Source organism: Pseudomonas sp. (genome assembly GCF_035277045.1).
Classification (GTDB): domain Bacteria; phylum Pseudomonadota; class Gammaproteobacteria; order Pseudomonadales; family Pseudomonadaceae; genus Aquipseudomonas.
This window is the reverse complement of sequence record NZ_DATELE010000021.1, coordinates 1-18,657: the sequence shown is the minus strand read 5'-3', so window position 1 is coordinate 18,657 and position 18,657 is coordinate 1. Positions and strand designations below refer to the sequence as shown.

At 64.4% G+C, this 18,657-nt stretch carries 14 protein-coding genes and 1 pseudogene; 10 read left to right on the top strand and 5 right to left on the bottom strand.

Annotated elements, in window-relative coordinates; all coding sequences use genetic code 11:
• The first annotated feature begins 17 nt into the window (after nt 1-17).
• The 4 genes from VJS90_RS00850 (at nt 18) to gcvP (ending at nt 6,124) form a co-directional block, all read left to right on the top strand.
• A complete protein-coding gene (locus VJS90_RS00850; RefSeq protein ID WP_324118200.1) occupies nt 18-1,535 on the top strand; it encodes an iron ABC transporter permease in 1,518 nt (505 codons plus the stop codon).
• 124 nt (nt 1,536-1,659) lie between these two features.
• The gene (gene gcvT / locus VJS90_RS00845) at nt 1,660-2,742 is read left to right on the top strand and encodes a glycine cleavage system aminomethyltransferase GcvT (protein WP_324118163.1); all 1,083 of its coding nucleotides are present in this window, start codon (nt 1,660-1,662) and stop codon (nt 2,740-2,742) included.
• 46 nt (nt 2,743-2,788) lie between these two features.
• Complete coding sequence (gene gcvH, locus VJS90_RS00840; RefSeq protein ID WP_324118162.1) at nt 2,789-3,172, top strand: glycine cleavage system protein GcvH; 384 nt, start codon at nt 2,789-2,791, stop codon at nt 3,170-3,172.
• A 78-nt stretch (nt 3,173-3,250) separates the two neighbouring features.
• A complete protein-coding gene (gcvP, locus tag VJS90_RS00835; RefSeq protein WP_324118161.1) occupies nt 3,251-6,124 on the top strand; it encodes an aminomethyl-transferring glycine dehydrogenase in 2,874 nt (957 codons plus the stop codon).
• 203 nt (nt 6,125-6,327) lie between these two features.
• Here gcvP and VJS90_RS00830 read toward each other — a convergent pair whose 3' ends face one another.
• The 3 genes from VJS90_RS00830 to VJS90_RS00820 form a co-directional block, all read right to left on the bottom strand.
• Nucleotides 6,328-6,642 carry a DUF2388 domain-containing protein gene (locus VJS90_RS00830; RefSeq protein WP_324118160.1) on the bottom strand — a complete coding sequence of 105 codons (315 nt, stop codon included), beginning with the start codon at nt 6,640-6,642 and terminating at the stop codon, nt 6,328-6,330.
• 68 nt (nt 6,643-6,710) lie between these two features.
• Nucleotides 6,711-8,360 carry a GspE/PulE family protein gene (locus tag VJS90_RS00825; RefSeq protein WP_324118159.1) on the bottom strand — a complete coding sequence of 550 codons (1,650 nt, stop codon included), beginning with the start codon at nt 8,358-8,360 and terminating at the stop codon, nt 6,711-6,713.
• A gap of 136 nt (nt 8,361-8,496) precedes the next feature.
• Nucleotides 8,497-8,832 carry a hypothetical protein gene (locus tag VJS90_RS00820; RefSeq protein ID WP_324118158.1) on the bottom strand — a complete coding sequence of 112 codons (336 nt, stop codon included), beginning with the start codon at nt 8,830-8,832 and terminating at the stop codon, nt 8,497-8,499.
• Between the two features lie 126 nt (nt 8,833-8,958).
• Here VJS90_RS00820 and VJS90_RS00815 point away from each other — a divergent pair, with 126 nt between their 5' ends.
• Entirely contained in the window at nt 8,959-9,429 is a 471-nt protein-coding gene (locus tag VJS90_RS00815) for an Lrp/AsnC family transcriptional regulator (protein WP_324118157.1), read from the top strand.
• Here VJS90_RS00815 and VJS90_RS00810 read toward each other — a convergent pair.
• Entirely contained in the window at nt 9,418-10,797 is a 1,380-nt protein-coding gene (locus tag VJS90_RS00810) for an inorganic triphosphatase (RefSeq protein ID WP_324118156.1), read from the bottom strand. The genes VJS90_RS00815 and VJS90_RS00810 overlap by 12 nt on opposite strands.
• 127 nt (nt 10,798-10,924) lie before the next feature.
• Between VJS90_RS00810 and argE the strand changes: the two genes are divergently transcribed.
• Entirely contained in the window at nt 10,925-12,082 is a 1,158-nt protein-coding gene (gene argE / locus VJS90_RS00805) for an acetylornithine deacetylase (RefSeq protein WP_324118155.1), read from the top strand.
• Nucleotides 12,083-12,195: 113 nt separating this feature from the next.
• On the top strand, nt 12,196-13,494 hold the full coding sequence (gene argA, locus VJS90_RS00800; RefSeq protein WP_324118154.1) for an amino-acid N-acetyltransferase: 1,299 nt from the start codon (nt 12,196-12,198) through the stop codon (nt 13,492-13,494).
• Nucleotides 13,495-13,544: 50 nt separating this feature from the next.
• Here argA and VJS90_RS00795 read toward each other — a convergent pair whose 3' ends face one another.
• On the bottom strand, nt 13,545-14,921 hold the full coding sequence (locus VJS90_RS00795) for a glutamine synthetase family protein (protein WP_324118153.1): 1,377 nt from the start codon (nt 14,919-14,921) through the stop codon (nt 13,545-13,547).
• Nucleotides 14,922-15,498: 577 nt separating this feature from the next.
• On the opposite strand from VJS90_RS00795, the gene VJS90_RS00790 reads away from it, so the two are divergent.
• The 3 genes and pseudogenes from VJS90_RS00790 to VJS90_RS00780 all read left to right on the top strand — a co-directional run.
• Nucleotides 15,499-16,857: a glutamine synthetase family protein gene (locus VJS90_RS00790; RefSeq protein ID WP_324118152.1), complete on the top strand. Its 1,359-nt coding sequence runs from the start codon at nt 15,499-15,501 to the stop codon at nt 16,855-16,857.
• A 48-nt stretch (nt 16,858-16,905) separates the two neighbouring features.
• A complete protein-coding gene (locus VJS90_RS00785) occupies nt 16,906-18,267 on the top strand; it encodes an aspartate aminotransferase family protein (protein ID WP_324118151.1) in 1,362 nt (453 codons plus the stop codon).
• 170 nt (nt 18,268-18,437) lie between these two features.
• A pseudogene (locus VJS90_RS00780) lies at nt 18,438-18,657 on the top strand (spermidine/putrescine ABC transporter substrate-binding protein PotF); the annotation flags it as partial.

Sequence of the window (18,657 nt, the reverse complement as noted above, 5' to 3'; positions counted from 1 at the left end):
CGTGGCAGTCGATCGACATGCAGATCTGGTCGCACCTGCTCGACACCCAGATGAGCCGCCTGCTCGGCAACACCCTGACCCTGGTGCTGGGCGTCGGAGCCGGCGTGACCGTGCTGGGCGTGAGCCTGGCCTGGCTGACCAGCCTCTGCGAGTTTCCCGGGCGGCGCTGGCTCGACTGGGCACTGATGCTGCCGTTCGCGATCCCGGCCTATGTGCTGGCGTTTGTCTTTGTCGGCCTGCTGGACTTCGCAGGCCCGGTTCAGAGCGCGTTGCGCGAGGTGTTCGGGCCCATGCGGCTGCCGCGGGTGCGTTCCACCGGCGGGGTGATCACGGTGCTGGTGCTGGTGTTCTATCCCTACGTCTATCTGCTGGCGCGTACCGCGTTCATGGCGCAGGGCAAGGGCCTGATGGAAGCGGCGCGGGTACTTGGCCTGTCGCCGTTGCAGGCGTTCTGGCGCGTGGCGCTGCCCATGGCGCGCCCGGCCATTGGCGCCGGCATCGCCCTGGCACTGATGGAAACCCTGGCCGATTTCGGCGCGGTGGCGGTGTTCAATTTCGACACCTTCACCACCGCCATCTACAAGACCTGGTACGGCTTCTTCAGCCTGTCGAGCGCGGCGCAGCTGGCCAGCCTGCTGTTGCTGGTGGTGATGCTGGTGCTCTACGGCGAACGGCGTGCCCGGGGTGCGTCGCGCACGGGCCACGAGCGCCCGCGCGTCCGGGCGCTGTACCACCTGCGCGGGATCAAGGCCGTGGCAGCCAGCGGCTGGTGCCTGCTGGTGTTTGCCTGCGCCTTCGTCATCCCCATGCTGCAATTGCTGGTGTGGTTCTGGAAACGCGGCCGTTTCGACCTTGACGAGCGCTACGCCGGCTTGATCCTGCACACGCTCTACCTGGGCGCCATGGCCGCGTTGATCACCGTGTGCGTGGCGTTGCTGCTGGCCTTCGCCCGCCGGCAGGCGCCGACCCAGGGCATCCGCGCTGGCGTGGGGCTTGCGAACCTGGGCTACGCGCTGCCGGGCTCGGTGCTGGCGGTGTCGATCATGCTGGCCTTCAGTTACCTGGACAACCAGCTGGTGGTGCCGCTGTCGACCTGGCTGGGCGGCGCGGGACGGCCACTGCTGCTGGGTAGCCTGGCAGCGTTGCTGCTGGCCTACCTGGTGCGCTTCATTGCGGTGGCGTACGGCCCCCTGGAGAGCAGCCTCGAGCGGATCCGTCCTTCCTTGCCCGAGGCCTCTCGCAGCCTCGGCGTCAGCGGGCCACGATTGTTTTTCAGGGTGTATCTGCCGTTGCTGGTGCCGGGCGCCTTGAGCGCCGCGCTGCTGGTGTTCGTCGATGTGCTCAAGGAAATGCCCGCCACCCTGCTCATGCGCCCCTTCGGCTGGGATACCCTGGCCGTGCGCGTCTTCGAAATGACCAGCGAAGGCGAGTGGTCACGAGCGTCGCTGCCGGCCCTGACCCTGGTGCTTGTCGGCCTGCTGCCGGTCATCGGGCTGATACGCCGTTCGGCACGGCGCCCCGGTCACAGTCACTGAGGATGCCAGTCCGCGCCCTTGCGGCTACAATGCGCGGCATTCGCTGCGGCGGGTCCTACGAGACCTGGTAGCCGGTAGACGCTGCCGACCGCCGCCGCTTCGCCACGCCCGGAAGGAGAAACCCATGGGACAGCGTACGCCTCTGTATGACCTGCACTTGGCGCTGGGCGCCAAGATGGTCGATTTTGGCGGTTGGGACATGCCTCTGCACTACGGCTCGCAAGTCGAGGAGCACCATCAGGTGCGCAGCGACTGCGGCGTCTTCGATGTCTCCCACATGACCGTCATCGACATCGACGGCAGCGCCGCCACGCCCTGGCTGCAGCGGTTGCTGGCCAACGATGTCACGCGGCTGGAGGGCCCTGGAAAGGCGTTGTACAGCCCCATGCTCAACGAACTGGGCGGCGTGGTGGACGACATGATCGTCTACCGCTGCGCCGAGGGCTATCGCCTGGTGGTCAACGCGGCCACCCGCGAAAAGGTGATCGGCTGGCTGCGCGGCTACAGCGCCGGTTTCGACGTCGGCATCAAGGAGCGGCCAGAACTGGCCATCCTGGCCGTGCAAGGCCCGCATGCCCGCGACAAGGTCGCCGAACTGCTCAGCGCGTCACGTGCCGCGGTGGTGCGCACCCTGCGCAGCTTCGAAGGCGTGGCCGAGGGTGACTGGTTCATTGCCCGGACCGGCTACACCGGCGAGGACGGCCTGGAGATGATCATGCCGGCCGAGCAGGCCCCCGCCTTCTTCAACGACCTGGTCGGCGCGGGCATCGCCCCCAGCGGTCTGGGCGCCCGCGACACCTTGCGCCTTGAGGCCGGCATGAACCTGTACGGCCAGGACATCGACGAAGCCCACACGCCCCTGACCTCCAACCTTGGCTGGAGCGTGGCCTGGGAGCCTGCCGACCGCGACTTCATCGGCCGCGGCGGCCTGCTGGCGGAAATCGAGCACGGCGTGCAGGAAAAACTGGTCGGCCTGGTGCTGGAAGAGCGGGGCGTGCTGCGTGCCCATCAGGTGGTGCGTGTTGCCGGGATTGGCGAAGGGGAGATCACCAGTGGTAGTTTCTCTCCTACGCTGAGCAAGTCCATTGCCTTGGCCCGTGTGCCGATGGCGACCGGCGACCGCGCCGAGGTGGAAATCCGCGGCAAGTGGTACCCGGTGCGGGTGGTCAAGCCGACCTTCGTGCGCCATGGCAAGATTCTGATCTGAACATTTTTCTGGCGGGCCAACCGCTGACCCAATCGAGGACAACACGATGAGCAATATCCCCGCCGAACTGCGTTACGCCGAAAGCCACGAGTGGGCGCGCCTGGAAGCCGATGGCAGCGTGACCGTCGGTATCAGCGACCACGCCCAGGAAGCCCTGGGTGACGTGGTGTTCGTTGAACTGGCCGAGGTCGGCAAGGTGTTTGCCGCTGGCGACGCGGCTGGCGTGGTCGAATCGGTCAAGGCTGCCTCCGACATCTATTCGCCAGTAGGCGGCGAAGTGATCGCGGTCAACGACGGCCTGGCCGACAGCCCGGAGCAGCTCAACGATGACCCGTATGGCGCCTGGATCTTCAAGCTCAAGCCGAACGACGCGGCCGAGCTCGACAAGCTGCAGGACGCCGCCGCCTACAAGGCCGCCATCGGCGAGTAAGTTTTCCCCGCATGAACGGCGATCCCTTCCTAGACTTGTAAGTCTCCATGAGACCTGGTCCAGGAAGAGAGCGTCGTCATGTCCCAGTCGCCACCCCTGCGTCAACTGCAAGACCCCAACCCCTTCCTGCGCCGTCACCTGGGGCCCGATGCCTCGGAGCAGCAGGCCATGCTCGATGTACTGGGTGTCGCCAGCCGCAGTGAGTTGATCGAGCAGACGGTACCGCCTGGCATCCGCTTCAACCGCGCGCTGGACCTGCCGCCCGCCCTTGACGAGCAGGCCGCCCTGGCCAGGCTCGCAGGTTACGCGCAACAGAACCAGGTGTGGACCAGCCTGATCGGCATGGGCTACCACGGCACCCTGACACCCACGGTGATCTTGCGCAATGTGCTTGAAAATCCGGGCTGGTACACCGCCTACACCCCCTACCAGCCAGAGATCGCTCAGGGTCGCCTGGAGGCCTTGCTGAATTTCCAGCAGATGGTCATCGACCTCACCGGCTTGCCACTGGCCAACGCATCGCTGCTCGACGAGGCAACCGCCGCCGCCGAAGCCATGGCCCTGGCCAAGCGCATGGCCAAGAGCAAGAGCAACGCGTTTTTCGTCGACGAGCACTGTCACCCGCAAACCCTGTCGGTGCTCAAGACCCGCGCTGAAGGCTTTGGCTTCGAGCTGGTGATCGACGCTGTGGACAACCTGGGCAACCACACGGTTTTCGGCGCCTTGCTGCAGTACCCCGATACCCATGGCGAGGTCCGCGACCTGCGCCCGCTGATCGAACGGTTGCATGACCAGCAGGCCCTGGCCTGCGTCGCCGCCGATCTCCTCAGCCTGGTGGTGCTCGCACCGCCAGGCGAGCAGGGCGCCGATGTGGTGCTGGGCTCGACCCAGCGTTTCGGCGTGCCCATGGGCTACGGTGGACCTCATGCGGCCTACTTTGCCTGTCGCGATGAGTTCAAGCGCGCCATGCCTGGGCGCATCATCGGCGTGTCGCGCGATGCCCGGGGCAACACCGCGCTGCGCATGGCCTTGCAGACCCGCGAGCAGCACATCCGTCGCGAGAAGGCCAACTCCAACATCTGCACCGCCCAGGTGCTGCTGGCCAATATCGCCGGCTTCTACGCTGTCTACCATGGCCCCGAAGGGCTCCTGCGCATTGCCCAGCGCGTGCACCGGCTGACCGTTATTCTCGCGGCGGGCCTGGAGGCCAAGGGCATCAAGCGCATCAATACGCACTTCTTCGACACCCTGACACTGGAGGTGGGCGGCAGCCAGACGGCCATCATCGAAAGCGCCGAGGCGGCGCAGATCAACCTGCGAATCCTTGGCCGCGGGCATCTGGGCGTGAGCCTGGATGAAACCTGCAGCGAGGCGACGGTGCTGCGCCTGTTCGACATCTTCGCAGGCGTCGACCATGGGCTGGACATCGATGCCCTCGACGGCCAGGACTTGCCCGCCGCCATTCCAGACGGGCTGGTACGCAGCACGTCGTTCCTGACGCACCCGGTATTCAATTTGCACCACAGCGAAACCGAGATGCTGCGCTATCTCAAACAGCTGGAGAACAAGGACCTGGCGCTCAACCAGTCGATGATCCCGCTGGGCTCCTGCACCATGAAGCTCAACGCCACCAGCGAGATGATTCCCATCACCTGGCCGGGCTTCGCGCTGCTCCATCCCTTTGCCCCGGCCGCCCAGGTCCAGGGCTACAGGGCGATGATCGAAGAACTCGAAGCCTGGTTGTGCGCGATCACGGGCTTCGACGCGATCTGCATGCAGCCCAACTCCGGCGCACAGGGCGAGTATGCCGGGCTCATGGCGATCACCGCCTACCATCGCAGCCGTCAGCAGGCGGAACGTACCCTTTGCCTGATCCCCTCATCGGCCCATGGTACCAATCCCGCTTCGGCGCAGATGGCCGGCATGGAGGTGGTGATCGTCGAGTGCGACCAGGACGGCAACATCGACCTCGAGGACCTCAAGGCCAAGGCACAGTCAGCGGGCCCGCGGCTGTCCTGCCTGATGGTCACCTACCCCTCGACCCACGGCGTCTATGAGGAAGGCATCCGCGAAATCTGCGACGTGGTGCACCAGCAGGGCGGCCAGGTGTACATGGACGGCGCCAACCTCAACGCTCAGGTCGGCCTGGCGCGGCCGGCCGACATCGGTGCCGATGTCTCGCACATGAACCTGCACAAGACCTTCTGCATTCCGCATGGCGGTGGCGGTCCGGGCATGGGGCCGATCGGCGTGCGCGCGCACCTTGCGCCCTTCGTCGCCAGCCATCCGGTGGTCCCGGTGCCCGGGCCCGACCCGCAGAACACCGCGATCAGTGCCGCGCCCTGGGGCAGTGCCAGCATTCTGCCGATTAGCTGGATGTATATCGCCATGATGGGGCCGCAGCTGGCCGATGCCAGCGAAGTGGCGATCCTTGGCGCCAATTACCTGGCCAGCCAGCTGTCCGGTGCCTTCCCGGTGCTGTATCGAGGGCGCAACCGGCGCGTGGCGCACGAGTGCATTCTTGACTTGCGGCCGTTGAAGGCACAGACCGGCATCACCGAGGAGGATGTGGCCAAGCGCCTGATGGACTACGGCTTCCACGCTCCGACCATGTCATTTCCGGTGCCCGGGACGCTGATGGTCGAGCCGACCGAAAGCGAGTCCAAGGCCGAGCTGGACCGGTTTGTCGAGGCCATGCTGGCCATTCGCGCGGAGATCGCCCAGGTGCAGGAAGGCAGCTGGCCTGCCGAGGATAATCCGCTCAAGCATGCGCCTCACACCCTGGCCGATGTGCTCGGGGTCTGGGAGCGGCCGTATGGCATCGAGCAGGGTGTCGCGCCCAGCGCGCATGTGCGCCAGCACAAGTACTGGCCGGCGGTGAACCGGGTGGACAATGTGTATGGGGACCGGAATCTGTTCTGTGCTTGCGTGCCGGTGGGGGAGTACCGGTGATTCTGGGATGTGTTCCCTGCGATCATCGCGTGGACCGGTAATTCTGTGGCCCGGCGAGGGCCTTGCCCTCGATCGCGGCACAAGGCGCGCTCCCACAAATGCCCTGGCTGCGCCGGGCAGGGCACCGATAACCGAGCTGGCCTCGCCAGCTCTTGTGGGAGATTTTATGGTTTAAAGCAATCTCTGGGGTGTCTCCAAATGGCTTATTCGGCCACCGCATTCTTCGCCAGAATCGCATTCGCCAGGTCCATGTCACTGGCCTCGAGCCCAGGATTGTCCGCACGCACCTTCTGCATCGCTGCCTCCAGATAGGGTCCGCGGATCGAGCCTTCGCTGGCCACATAGCTGCCGGCATCATCTTGCGCCGCGACGATCAGCTTGTGGTCTTTGAAGGTCAGGTAGGTGGACGCGGTGGTGGCACCGGAGGAAATCACGTCACGCCAGAAACCATCCGCCATGGCATAACCCATGGGCAGGGACATCAGGGCAACAGCGGCGACGGCTGATTTGAGACGCATGGTGGTACACTCTTGTTTGTGGGGTATGCCCGCTTTGATCCTGGCCAGCATGATCAAGTTCCCAGGCCTCAGGCGCAGACGCGCAGGACTTCGGCCTCGGTGGTCAGGCCTCTCTCGACTTTTTGCGCGCCACAGCGGCGCAGGTCGCAAAAGCCTTCGGCCAGGGCCTGGCGGCGCACTTCTCCCAGGTCGGTGGCGGGCTGTATGCGGGCCCGCAAGCCGTCGCTAAGGGGCAGCAGCTCGAACAGGCCAGTCCGCCCGTGGTATCCCGTGTCGCGGCAAATACGGCACCCGGACCCGGCGTCGGACGGCCCTCTGCAGGAGGGACAACGCGTGCGCACCAGCCGCTGGGCCATTACTCCAAGCAACGTGGCCTTGATCAGGTAGTCAGCAATCCCCAGCTCCTGCAGGCGGGTAATGGCGCTGCAGGCATCGTCGGTGTGCAGGGTCGAGAGCACCAGATGACCGGTCAGCGCCGCCTGGATCGCTACTTGGGCGGTCTCCTGGTCGCGGATCTCACCGATCATGATGATGTCCGGGTCTTGCCGCAGCAGCGCCCGCACGCCGTTGGCGAACCCCAGGTCGATACCCGCCTGGACCTGCAGCTGGTTGAACGCCGGGTCGAGCCGCTCGATCGGGTCCTCGATGGTGCACAGATTGACCTGCGGCGTGGCCAGTTGCTGCAGGCTGGCGTACAGCGTGCTGCTCTTGCCAGAGCCCGTGGGGCCGGTGACCAGCAGCATGCCTTGGCGCCGTCGCAGCAGGTTTTGCCAGCGTGCCAGCGAGTCACCCTCCAGGCCGAGCTGGGCAAAGCCCTGTTGCAACTGCTGGGGATCGAACAGGCGCAGCACCAGCTTTTCCCCGAATGGCGTAGGCAGGGTCGAGAGACGCAATTCCACATCCTCGCCGTTGGGCAGCCGGCTTTTCAGGCGTCCGTCCTGCGGCCGGCGCTTCTCGGCGACGTTCATGCGGCCCAGGTGCTTTAGGCGGCTGACCAGCGCCAAGGTCACGCTCGCCGGAAAGGCGTAGACCGGATGCAACAGCCCATCGATGCGAAAGCGCAGACGCCCTTGGTCACGCCTGGGCTCGAGGTGGATGTCGCTGGCGCGTTGCTCGAAGGCGTACTGCAGCACCCAGTCGACGATATGCACGATATGGGCGTCGTCGGCGCTGGCGCTGGCCTGGCCGCGGCCCAGTTCAAGCAGTTGCTCTAGCTCGCTCAGTCCCGGCGTCTGTTCATCACGGGCGCCGTGCACCGAATGGGCCAGCCTGAAAAATGCCTGGCTGAGCTGGCGGATCTGCACCGGGCTGGCCAGCACCCGTAGCACCGGCTTGCCAAGGCTCTGGGCAAGGTCGGCTTCCCAGGCGCGGGCGTAGGGTTGCGCGCTGGCCACTGTCACTCCTTGAGCATCCGCACCGAGCGCCAGGATGCCGTGACGCTGGGCAAAGGCAGCGGACATGAGCCCGGTCGCCTCGGCCACGTCGACCTGCAGCGGGTCGATGCGCTGGTACGGCTGGCCAACCTTGTCGGCCAGCCACTGGCAGAGGGTGTCCAGGTCCAGACGTTGGCTCGCCAGCAGCTCCAGTGGGTGGATTTCAGGGTGGGCCGCCGCACGCTGACGCAGCGCGCTGGCCTGCTCGGCATCGAGGCGTTGCTCGGCCTGCAGGGCGTCGATCAGCAGGTAAGGATCAAGAGTATGGTCGGGGCGAGCGTACATTGGGGCATCCATGCCGGGCTTGTGAAGACCGCAAAGGCTAGCCCTGCAATTGCTGTCACGCCTCATCCAAGGGTTACCGGATCTTGCAGCGGCCGATCGCGGCACAAGGCTCCCACAGGAATCGCGCACGCTTTCTCTAGAGGGCCTGGGCCTGACTCACCTCGTGCAAGTGCGCCATTGTTTCCAGGCTCACCTCGCCGACGCACACCAGGTTGCGCAATTTCTGCCCGATGACCTCGGCACGGTGCCAGCTCAGCCCGGCGACACCGATCTCGATGCACAGCAGATCATCCTGCTGGTAGACCTGCACCTGGTGTGGGGTGAGGAACTGCAGGGCGAACAGGTTGAGTACCCGGCAGAGGGTGTCCGGCTCTGCCTCGGCCTCTAGCCGGTAGCTCACGCTGCACTGGGCGGCGCTGGCGGCCCAGGTGTCGGTGCGATAGGGCGCATCTGAGCGTTCGAGTGCGTTCATGGCGGTCTCCGGAATCGATGGCGAAAGTTTCACACGCCGGGAGCGGCATTTTTTCTCTATGATTGAACGATTTTGCCGTCAAGGCAGATTGATCAATTCGTCAAATACGGGAAAACAGGAAAAATCATGTCCATAGAGCTGGACACTTATGACCGGCGCATTCTGGCGCTGCTTCAAGAGGACGCGTCGTTGTCCAGCGCCCAGATCGCCGAACACGTGGGGCTGTCCCAGTCGCCGTGCTGGCGGCGTATTCAACGCCTGAAGGAAGAAGGGGTGATCCGTGGCCAGGTCACCTTGCTCGACCGCAAGAAGGTCGGGCTCAACACGCAGATCTTTGCCGAGGTAAAACTCAACGCCCACGGGCGCTCGAACTTCACCGAGTTCACCGAAGCGATCCGCGGTTTCCCTGAAGTGCTGGAGTGCTATGTGTTGATGGGATCGGTCGACTTCCTGCTGCGCATTGTCACCCCGGACATCGAAGCCTACGAGCGTTTCTTCTTCGAAAAGCTGTCGATGGTGCCGGGGATCCAGGAGGTCAACTCGATCGTGGCCTTGTCCGAAATCAAGTCCACGACCAGTCTGCCCTTATCGCGCTGAAGGCGACTTGAGCAGGTGTTTCCAGGCACGGCCCTGGAACACTGTCATGGCTTGCTGCACGCGTGCTTCAAGCACTTCGTCGCTGATCGGCTGGTTGGCCAGGTCGTGCAGCTTGTTCAGCTCGCCGTACAGGCGATCGAGCTCGGGTGACTCGAGCACCTGGCGGGCATGGTGCAGCCAGGCCAGCAGCCGCTCGATGCGCGGCAGTTGCTCGGCAAGATCCTCTGGCTGCTGCTGGTACAGCGGCAGTTGCAAGGTACGGGCTTCCTCGAACAGCAGGTGCGCCAGCCAGTTGGCCAGCTGCGCGCTGCCTTGGCGATCGCCACGCTTGGTGCGCTCAACGGTCCAGCCACGGGCCAGCAGCCAGCGCGAGGTCTCCAGCGAGAACTGGCCCCAGCGAGGGTCCAGCAACTCTTCGGCGAACTGCTCGGGCGCGGCGCGGCGGACGTCTTCGTCGTCATTGCCGGCCAGTACCAGCGGGCGCCAGTCTTCGAGCAGGGCGTCGAGGCTGCTGCGCAAAGCGCGGGTGGTGGCGCGTGGCGCGGCCTGGCCCAGGCTGCTGGCCAGGGCGCGCAGTTCGGCCAGGCACTGGACCCAGTCCTGCAGCAGGCGCCAATGGCCCGTGTGGCGGTACTGCTCGGCCAGGCGCTGGCTGCTGCCCAGCAGTTGCCAGGCGAGGACGGCGAACGCGTCGTCGACCGGCATTTCAGGGGCGAGGTCGACGCTGGGCAGGCCCAGGTCATAGCTGCCTTCGTCGAGCAGGCGGTAGCCGCGCTCGGCCTTGCTGATATCGCACGGCATCAGCGCGAGGGTCGCGGACAGCTCCGCGGCCAGCTCCAGCAGCGCTTCGGGCGCGCCTTCGCGCAACTCGAGCTCGAGTTCGCAGATCTCTTCCTTGCGCTTGCCGGCGGTGACGGTACCCAGGTCGAGGGCCGCCTCGATCACCACCTTGGCCTTGCCACGGCCCCAGGCGATCTCGGCGAATTCGCGGGTGAAATCGGTGGTGAACAGCGGCTTGATGGTCTTTTTGTCGAGCTCGGCCAGTTGCGCTGGCCAGCAGCTGTCATCGAGCTTCTTCAGGTCGAGCTTGGCTTTTTCCAGCGGCCACTCGTACTCGTTGCGCTCCGAAAGACCGGCCACGCTCTGGCCACAGCACTTCAGGGTCTGGATGACCGCATCGCCGTCACGGCGCAGGCGCAGGGCAACCTTGGCAGCCGACAGCTCGCGCTCGGGGGTGTCGAAGTACTGGTTGAGCAGTTCGCGGGTCTGCCAGCCGGATTTGTTGCGTTTCTTGAGCAGCGGGTGCTCGCGCAGGGCGGCGAGGGTCTCGCGGCTGGCCCGCAGCTTGAGTTCGGTTTCTTTAGGCATTGCTGGGTGATCCGGGCTTTGAGGACAGGGCGTCTTGGCCCGGCAGTGTACAGCAGTCGACCGTCAACGGTTTATTCCCGGTGCCGGATGGCTCTACTATGGGAAGACGAATCCGAGGAGAACGCGCATGACCTTGCCGTCGCTGAAAGACCAGTTCGCCGCCCTGATCGCCACGCCTTCGGTGAGTTGCACCCAGCCCGCGCTCGACCAGTCCAACCGCGCGGTCATCGACCTGCTCGCCGGCTGGCTGGGCGACCTTGGCTTTACCTGCGAGATCCAGCAGGTGTCTCCCGGCAAGTTCAACCTGCTGGCCAGCCACGGCAGCGGCCCTGGCGGCCTGGTGCTGGCCGGTCACAGCGACACCGTGCCCTATGATCCAGAGTTGTGGACCACCGATCCGTTGCAGTTGACCGAAGTCGGCGACCGCTGGGTGGGCCTGGGCAGCTGCGACATGAAGGGTTTTTTCGCCTTGATCATCGAGGCCGTGGAGCCCTTGCTGGCGCATGACTTCAAGCAGCCGTTGCTGATTCTCGCGACCTGCGATGAAGAAAGCTCGATGGCCGGCGCCCGCGCCCTGGCCGAGGCTGGACGGCCACTGGGCCGGGCCGCGGTGATCGGCGAGCCGACCGGGCTGCGGCCGATCCGCATGCACAAGGGGATCCTCATGGAGCGCATCGACATCCTTGGGCGCAGCGGCCACTCGTCGGACCCAAGCCTCGGCCATAGCGCCATGGAAGCCATGCATGCGGTGATGGGCGAGCTGATGGGGCTGCGCCGGCAATGGCAGGAGGCCTACCGCAACCCGCAGTTCACGGTGCCGCAACCCACCCTGAACTTTGGCTGCATCCACGGCGGTGACAACCCTAACCGCATCTGTGGCCAGTGTGCCCTGGAATTCGACCTGCGCCCGCTGCCGGGCATGGACGCCGAGCAGCTGCGCGCGGCCATCCGCCAGAAGCTGACGCCGCTGGCCGAGCAGCACCAGGTACAGATCGACTATGCGCCGCTGTTTCCCGAGGCGCCGGCCTTCGAGCAGGCCGCCGATGCGGAACTGGTGCGGCTTGCCGAGCGTCTTACCGGTCATCGCGCCGAGGCGGTGGCCTTTGCCACCGAAGCGCCGTATTTCCAGCGCCTGGGCTGCGAGACACTGGTGCTGGGGCCGGGCGATATCGCGTGTGCCCACCAGCCCGGCGAATACCTCGAAATGTCACGCATCGAGCCTACCGTGCGTCTATTGCGTGACATGATCGAACACTATTGCCTCAGCCCGGCGATGGCCCGCTGAATCGAAACGTACCCAGAAGGAGACTGCGCGTGACGCCAAGCCTGAACCGACGATAACCCTCAGAGCGCTGTGCCTTTCTCGCTTTTTGTTCACTTTTCATACAGGCTCCGGTTATGCCCGAATACGTCAATTGGCTGCGTCATGCGTCCCCCTACATCAATGCCCATCGCGACTGCACCTTCGTGGTCATGCTGCCAGGCGATGGCGTCGAACATCCCAACTTCGGCAACATCGTCCACGACCTGGTGCTGCTGCACAGCCTGGGCGTGCGCCTGGTGCTGGTGCATGGCTCGCGTCCGCAGATCGAAACCCGCCTGGCCGCCCGTGACATCACCCCGCGCTACCATCGCGGCCTGCGCATCACCGACGCGCCGACCCTGGACTGCGTGATCGATGCGGTCGGCAGCTTGCGCGTCGCCATCGAGGCGCGCCTGTCGATGGACATGGCCGCGTCTCCCATGCAGGGCTCGCGCCTGCGGGTGGCGTCCGGCAACCTGGTCACCGCACGGCCGATCGGCGTGCTCGAAGGCGTTGACTACCACCACACCGGTGAAGTGCGCCGCATCGACCGCAAGGGCATCAACCGCCTGCTCGACGAACGCACCATCGTGCTGCTCTCGCCGCTGGGCTATTCGCCTACGGGCGAGATCTTCAACCTGGCCTGCGAAGACGTCGCGACCCGCGCCGCCATCGAGCTGGGCGCCGACAAGTTGCTGCTGTTCGGCGCCGAGTCCGGCCTGCTCGACGAGCAGGGTCGGCTGGTGCGCGAACTGCGTCCGCAGCAGGTGCCCGCGCATCTGCAGCGCCTGGGCAGCGACTACCAGGGCGAACTGCTGGATGCCGCGGCCGAGGCCTGCAAGGGTGGCGTGGCGCGCAGCCATATCGTCAGCTACGCCGAGGATGGCGCTCTGCTGACCGAGCTGTTTACCCGTGATGGTGGCGGCACCCTGGTGGCCCAGGAGCAATTCGAAATCGTCCGCGAGGCGACCATCGAAGATGTTGGCGGCCTGCTGCAGCTGATCAGCCCGCTGGAAGAGCAGGGCATTCTGGTGCGGCGTTCGCGCGAGGTGCTTGAGCGAGAAATCGAACAGTTCAGCGTCGTCGAGCGCGACGGCATGATCATCGCCTGCGCGGCGCTGTACCCGATCGCCGAGTCACAGGCGGGTGAGCTGGCGTGCTTGGCGGTGAACCCGGAGTACCGTCATGGGGGGCGCGGGGACGACCTGCTCGAGCGCATCGAGACGCGGGCGCGGGGGATGGGATTGAACACCCTGTTCGTGCTCACCACCCGCACGGCGCACTGGTTCCGCGAGCGCGGGTTCGCGCCTAGTGGTGTCGAGCGGCTGCCGGCAGCACGGGCCTCGATGTACAACTACCAGCGCAACTCGAAGATCTTCGAGAAGAGCATCTAGTCTGCTGGTGTAGCCCGCCACCTTGTGGGAGCGGGCTAGCCTGCTCTGGCTTACACGGTATGCAGATACCAGTTGTACTCAAGATCCGAGATCGAGTGCTCGAACTCCTCCAGCTCACTTTCCTTGCACGCGACAAAGATGTCGATGTACTTCGGATCGATGTACTTGTTGAGGATCTCGCTGTCGTCCAGCTCGCGCAGGGCATCGCGCAGGTTGTTCGGCAGGCTCTGGTCCAGCTGCTCGTAGGCGTTGCCTTCGATCGGCGCGCCAGGCTCGACCTTGTTGGTCAGGCCATGATGCACGCCGGCCAGCACCGCCGCCATCAGCAGGTAGGGGTTGGCATCGGCGCCAGCCACACGGTGCTCAAGGCGCACGGCGTCCGGCGTGCCGGTGGGCACGCGCACGGCCACGGTACGGTTGTCCAGGCCCCAGCTCTGGGCGTTCGGCACATAGAACTGAGCACCGAAACGGCGGTACGAGTTGACGTTCGGGCACAGGAACGCCATCGAGGCGGGCAGGGTCTCGAGCACACCGCCGACCGCGTGACGTAGCGCGGCGTTCTGCTCGGGATCCTCGCTGGTGAAGATGTTCTTGCCATCTTTGTCCAGGATGGAAATGTGTACGTGCAACCCATTGCCTGCCTGGCCCGGGTAGGGCTTGGCCATGAAGGTGGTGTCCATCTCATGGTCGTAGGCGATGTTCTTGATCAGGCGCTTGAGCAACACCGCATAGTCACAGGCCTTGAGCGGGTCGGCGACGTGGTGCAGGTTGACCTCGAACTGCGCCGGGGCGCTTTCCTTGACGATGGCATCGGCAGGGATGCCCTGCTCCTTGGCGCCTTCGAGGATGTCCTGGAGGCAGTCGACGTATTCGTCGAGGTCATCGATGAGGTAGACCTGGGTCGACTGCGGGCGCTTGCCCGAGATCGGCGAGCGCGGCGGCTGCGGACGGCCATTCACGTTCTCCTGGTCGATCAGGTAGAACTCCAGCTCGAACGCGGCGCAGATGGTCAGGCCCATGTCGTCGAACTTGCTCACCACCTGGCGCAGCACTTCACGCGGATCGGCGAAAAACGGCTCGCCCTCGATTTCGTGCATGGTCATCAGCAGCTGCGCGGTGGGGCGCTTCTGCCAAGGCTCGTTGGAGAGGGTGTCCGGGATCGGGTAGCAGATGCGGTCGGCATCGCCGATGTCCAGGCCCAGGCCTGTGCTTTCGACGGTCGAGCCGTTGATGTCGAGGGCGAAAAGGGAGGCCGGCAGGTTGATGCCTTTCTCGTAAACCTTGTGGAGGCTGGTCCGTTCGATGCGTTTGCCACGCACCACACCATTCATATCTGCAATCAGAAGGTCAACGTAGAGAACCTCAGGATGTTCCTTAAGGAACGCGTTCGCTTCGTTAAGCTGAACGGCACGCGGGGGTACCGACATGATGCAACACCTTTGTTGTTAAAAATATCAATCAAGGGGGGCTTGCAGTGCCAGTCAATCGGAAAGGCCTCGTGAAGTCAAGTCAGCCCATTGATGCCCCGAAATGGCACTGCTACGGCCTTTTTGCTGCAAATCAGGGCAAGCCATTATCCGCTATTTTGTCTGAAAAGGGCTATCCAGGCAGGCCGTCTTTTATTTTTTACAGGGGTGTTGTGAAAAAAAATGAACAAGGCTAAGCTCGGTAGCAACCCAGAACAGCATAAGAATATCGGGGGTTACATGCCTCGCCCGTCATCGATCGGCGCTGCCGCCAGCCTCTGGCCGGCAAAAATGTCCAGCCTGGCCGCAATAATTGACGGCCCGGGCGCACCGCTTTCCATCCCTTCTGTTCAATGCCTGCCTCTTCAATATAGCGTGACTGCCGAAGGTCGTATTTTGTTGTCCCTGAGCCTTTGCCACGGGACCGCAATGGCGGCCAGAATGACAGGCACTGCCCTGTGGGCGGTACAACGCGCTGCAATCGCGGCGCACAGCGCCTGAACCCGACCGGGCTAGGGTATTACCTCCTGAGGTATTTATGAGTAGCAACCTCGACCAGCTCACCGATTGGTTGAAAGAACACAAGATCACCGAAGTCGAGTGCCTGATCAGCGACCTGACCGGTATCACCCGTGGCAAGATCTCGCCGACCAACAAGTTCATCGCCGAAAAGGGCATGCGGCTGCCTGAAAGCGTGCTGCTGCAGACCGTGACCGGCGACTACGTCGACGACGACATCTATTACGAACTGCTCGACCCGGCCGACATCGACATGATCTGCCGGCCTGACGAGAACGCGGTGTATCTCGTCCCCTGGGCCATCGAGCCGACCGCGCAGGTGATCCACGACACCTACGACAAGATGGGCAACCCGGTCGAGCTGTCGCCGCGCAACGTGCTCAAGAAGGTGCTCAAGCTCTATGCCGAGAAGGGCTGGCAGCCGATCGTCGCGCCAGAGATGGAGTTCTACCTGACCAAGCGTTGCGAAGACCCGGACTTCCCGCTGCAGCCGCCGATTGGCCGCTCCGGCCGGCCCGAGACCGGCCGCCAGTCGTTCTCCATCGAGGCCGCCAACGAATTCGATCCGCTGTTCGAGGACGTCTACGACTGGTGCGAACTGCAGAACCTGGACCTCGACACCCTGATCCACGAGGACGGCACGGCGCAGATGGAGATCAACTTCCGTCACGGCAACGCCCTGCACCTGGCCGACCAGATCCTGGTGTTCAAGCGCACCATGCGCGAGGCCGCGCTCAAGCACAACGTCGCCGCCACCTTCATGGCCAAGCCCATGACCGGTGAGCCGGGCAGTGCCATGCATCTGCACCAGAGCATCATCGACGTGAACACCGGCAAGAACATCTTCTCCAACGAAGACGGCGGCATGAGCGAACTGTTCCTGCACCATGTCGGCGGCCTGCAGAAGTTCATCCCCGAAGTCCTGCCGCTGTTCGCCCCCAACGTCAATTCGTTCCGCCGCTTCCTGCCCGACACCTCGGCGCCGGTGAACGTGGAGTGGGGCGAGGAAAACCGCACCGTCGGCCTGCGCGTGCCCGATGCCGGCCCGCAGAACCGCCGCGTCGAGAACCGCCTGCCGGGCGCCGACGCCAACCCTTACCTGGCCATCGCCGCGAGCCTGCTGTGCGGCTACATCGGCATGGTCGAGGGACTCAATCCGAGCGCGCCGGTACAGGGGCGTGGCTACGAGCGCCGCAACCTGCGCCTGCCGCTGACCCTCGAGGATGCCCTGGAGCGCATGGAAAACTGCCGGTCCCTGGAGAAATACCTGGGCAAGAAATTCATCGCAGGCTATGTCGCGACCAAGCGTGCCGAGCATGAAAACTTCAAACGGGTCATCAGTTCCTGGGAACGCGAGTTCCTGCTGTTCGCCGTCTGAGCAATCCCCACGCCGCGCAAGCGCGGCCGTCCGAAACCGGAGAAGCACATGAGCGCCACCAACCCGCAAACCCGTGAATGGCAAGCCCTGAGCGGCGAGCACCACCTGGCACCTTTCAGCGACTACAAGCAGCTGAAGGAAAAAGGCCCGCGCATCATCACCAAGGCCCAGGGCGTGCATTTGTGGGACAGCGAGGGCCACAAGATCCTCGACGGCATGGCCGGGCTGTGGTGCGTGGCGGTGGGCTATGGCCGCGAAGAGCTGGTGCAGGCGGCCGAAAAGCAGATGCGCGAGCTGCCCTACTACAACCTGTTCTTCCAGACCGCGCACCCGCCGGCGCTGGAGCTGGCCAAGGCCATCACCCAGGTCGCGCCCGAGGGCATGAGCCATGTGTTCTTCACCGGCTCCGGCTCCGAAGGCAACGACACCGTGCTGCGCATGGTGCGTCACTACTGGGCGCTCAAGGGCAAGCCGGGCAAGCAGACACTGATCGGCCGGGTCAACGGCTACCACGGCTCCACCGTGGCGGGCGCGAGTCTTGGCGGCATGAGCGGCATGCACGAGCAGGGCGGCCTGCCGATCCCGGGCATCGTGCATATCCCGCAGCCCTACTGGTTTGGTGAAGGCGGCGACATGACCCCGGATGAGTTCGGTGTCTGGGCGGCCGATCAGCTGGAGAAGAAGATTCTCGAAGTCGGCGAGGACCAGGTCGCGGCGTTCATTGCCGAACCGATCCAGGGCGCGGGCGGGGTGATCATCCCGCCAGACACCTACTGGCCGCGGATCAAGGCGATCCTGGCCAAGTACGACATTCTCTTTGTCGCCGACGAAGTGATCTGCGGGTTTGGCCGCACCGGCGAGTGGTTCGGCTCCGACTACTACGGCCTTGAGCCCGACCTGATGACGATCGCCAAGGGGCTGACTTCCGGTTACATCCCCATGGGCGGCGTGATCGTTCGTGACACCGTGGCCAAGGTGCTCAGCGAAGGCGGTGACTTCAACCATGGCTTCACCTACTCCGGCCACCCGGTGGCAGCGGCGGTGGGCCTTGAAAACCTGCGCATCCTGCGGGACGAGAAGATCGTCGAGAAGGCCCGCACTGAAACGGCACCATACTTGCAAAAGCGTCTGCGCGAGCTCAGCGATCACCCGCTGGTGGGTGAGGTACGTGGCCTGGGCCTGCTCGGCGCGATCGAGCTGGTGAAGGACAAGGCAAGCCGCAGCCGCTTCGAGGGCAAGGGCGCGGGCATGATCTGCCGCAACTTCTGCTTCGAAAACGGGCTGGTGATGCGCGCGGTAGGCGACACGATGATCATCGCGCCGCCGCTGGTGATCAGTTTCGAGGAGATCGACGAGCTGGTTGAAAAGGCTCGCAAATGCCTGGACCTGACCCTCGAAGCGGTCCGTTGACCGCCTGCTAGGCTAGCGTTGTGACATTAAGCGGTTACAAGGCCCTGCTTTCCTTGAAACAGCGCCTTGTAACTTGCCAGACTACGCGGCTGTTTCAGTCGCTCGAGGCGTGTACCGCGGGCCTTGGCTGCTGAGCAGAGGGCTAATCAAAAAATTCTGGAGCATGACGCATGATGAAAATGGGCAAGACGTTGCTGGCCGCGGCCCTGATCGGGGGCCTGGCCACCGCAGCTCAGGCGGATGACAAGGTGCTGCACGTCTACAACTGGTCTGACTATATCGCCGCCGACACCGTGGCCAAGTTCGAGAAGCAGACCGGGATCAAGGTGGTCTACGACGTCTTCGACAGCAACGAAACCCTCGAGGCCAAGCTGCTGGCAGGCAAGTCCG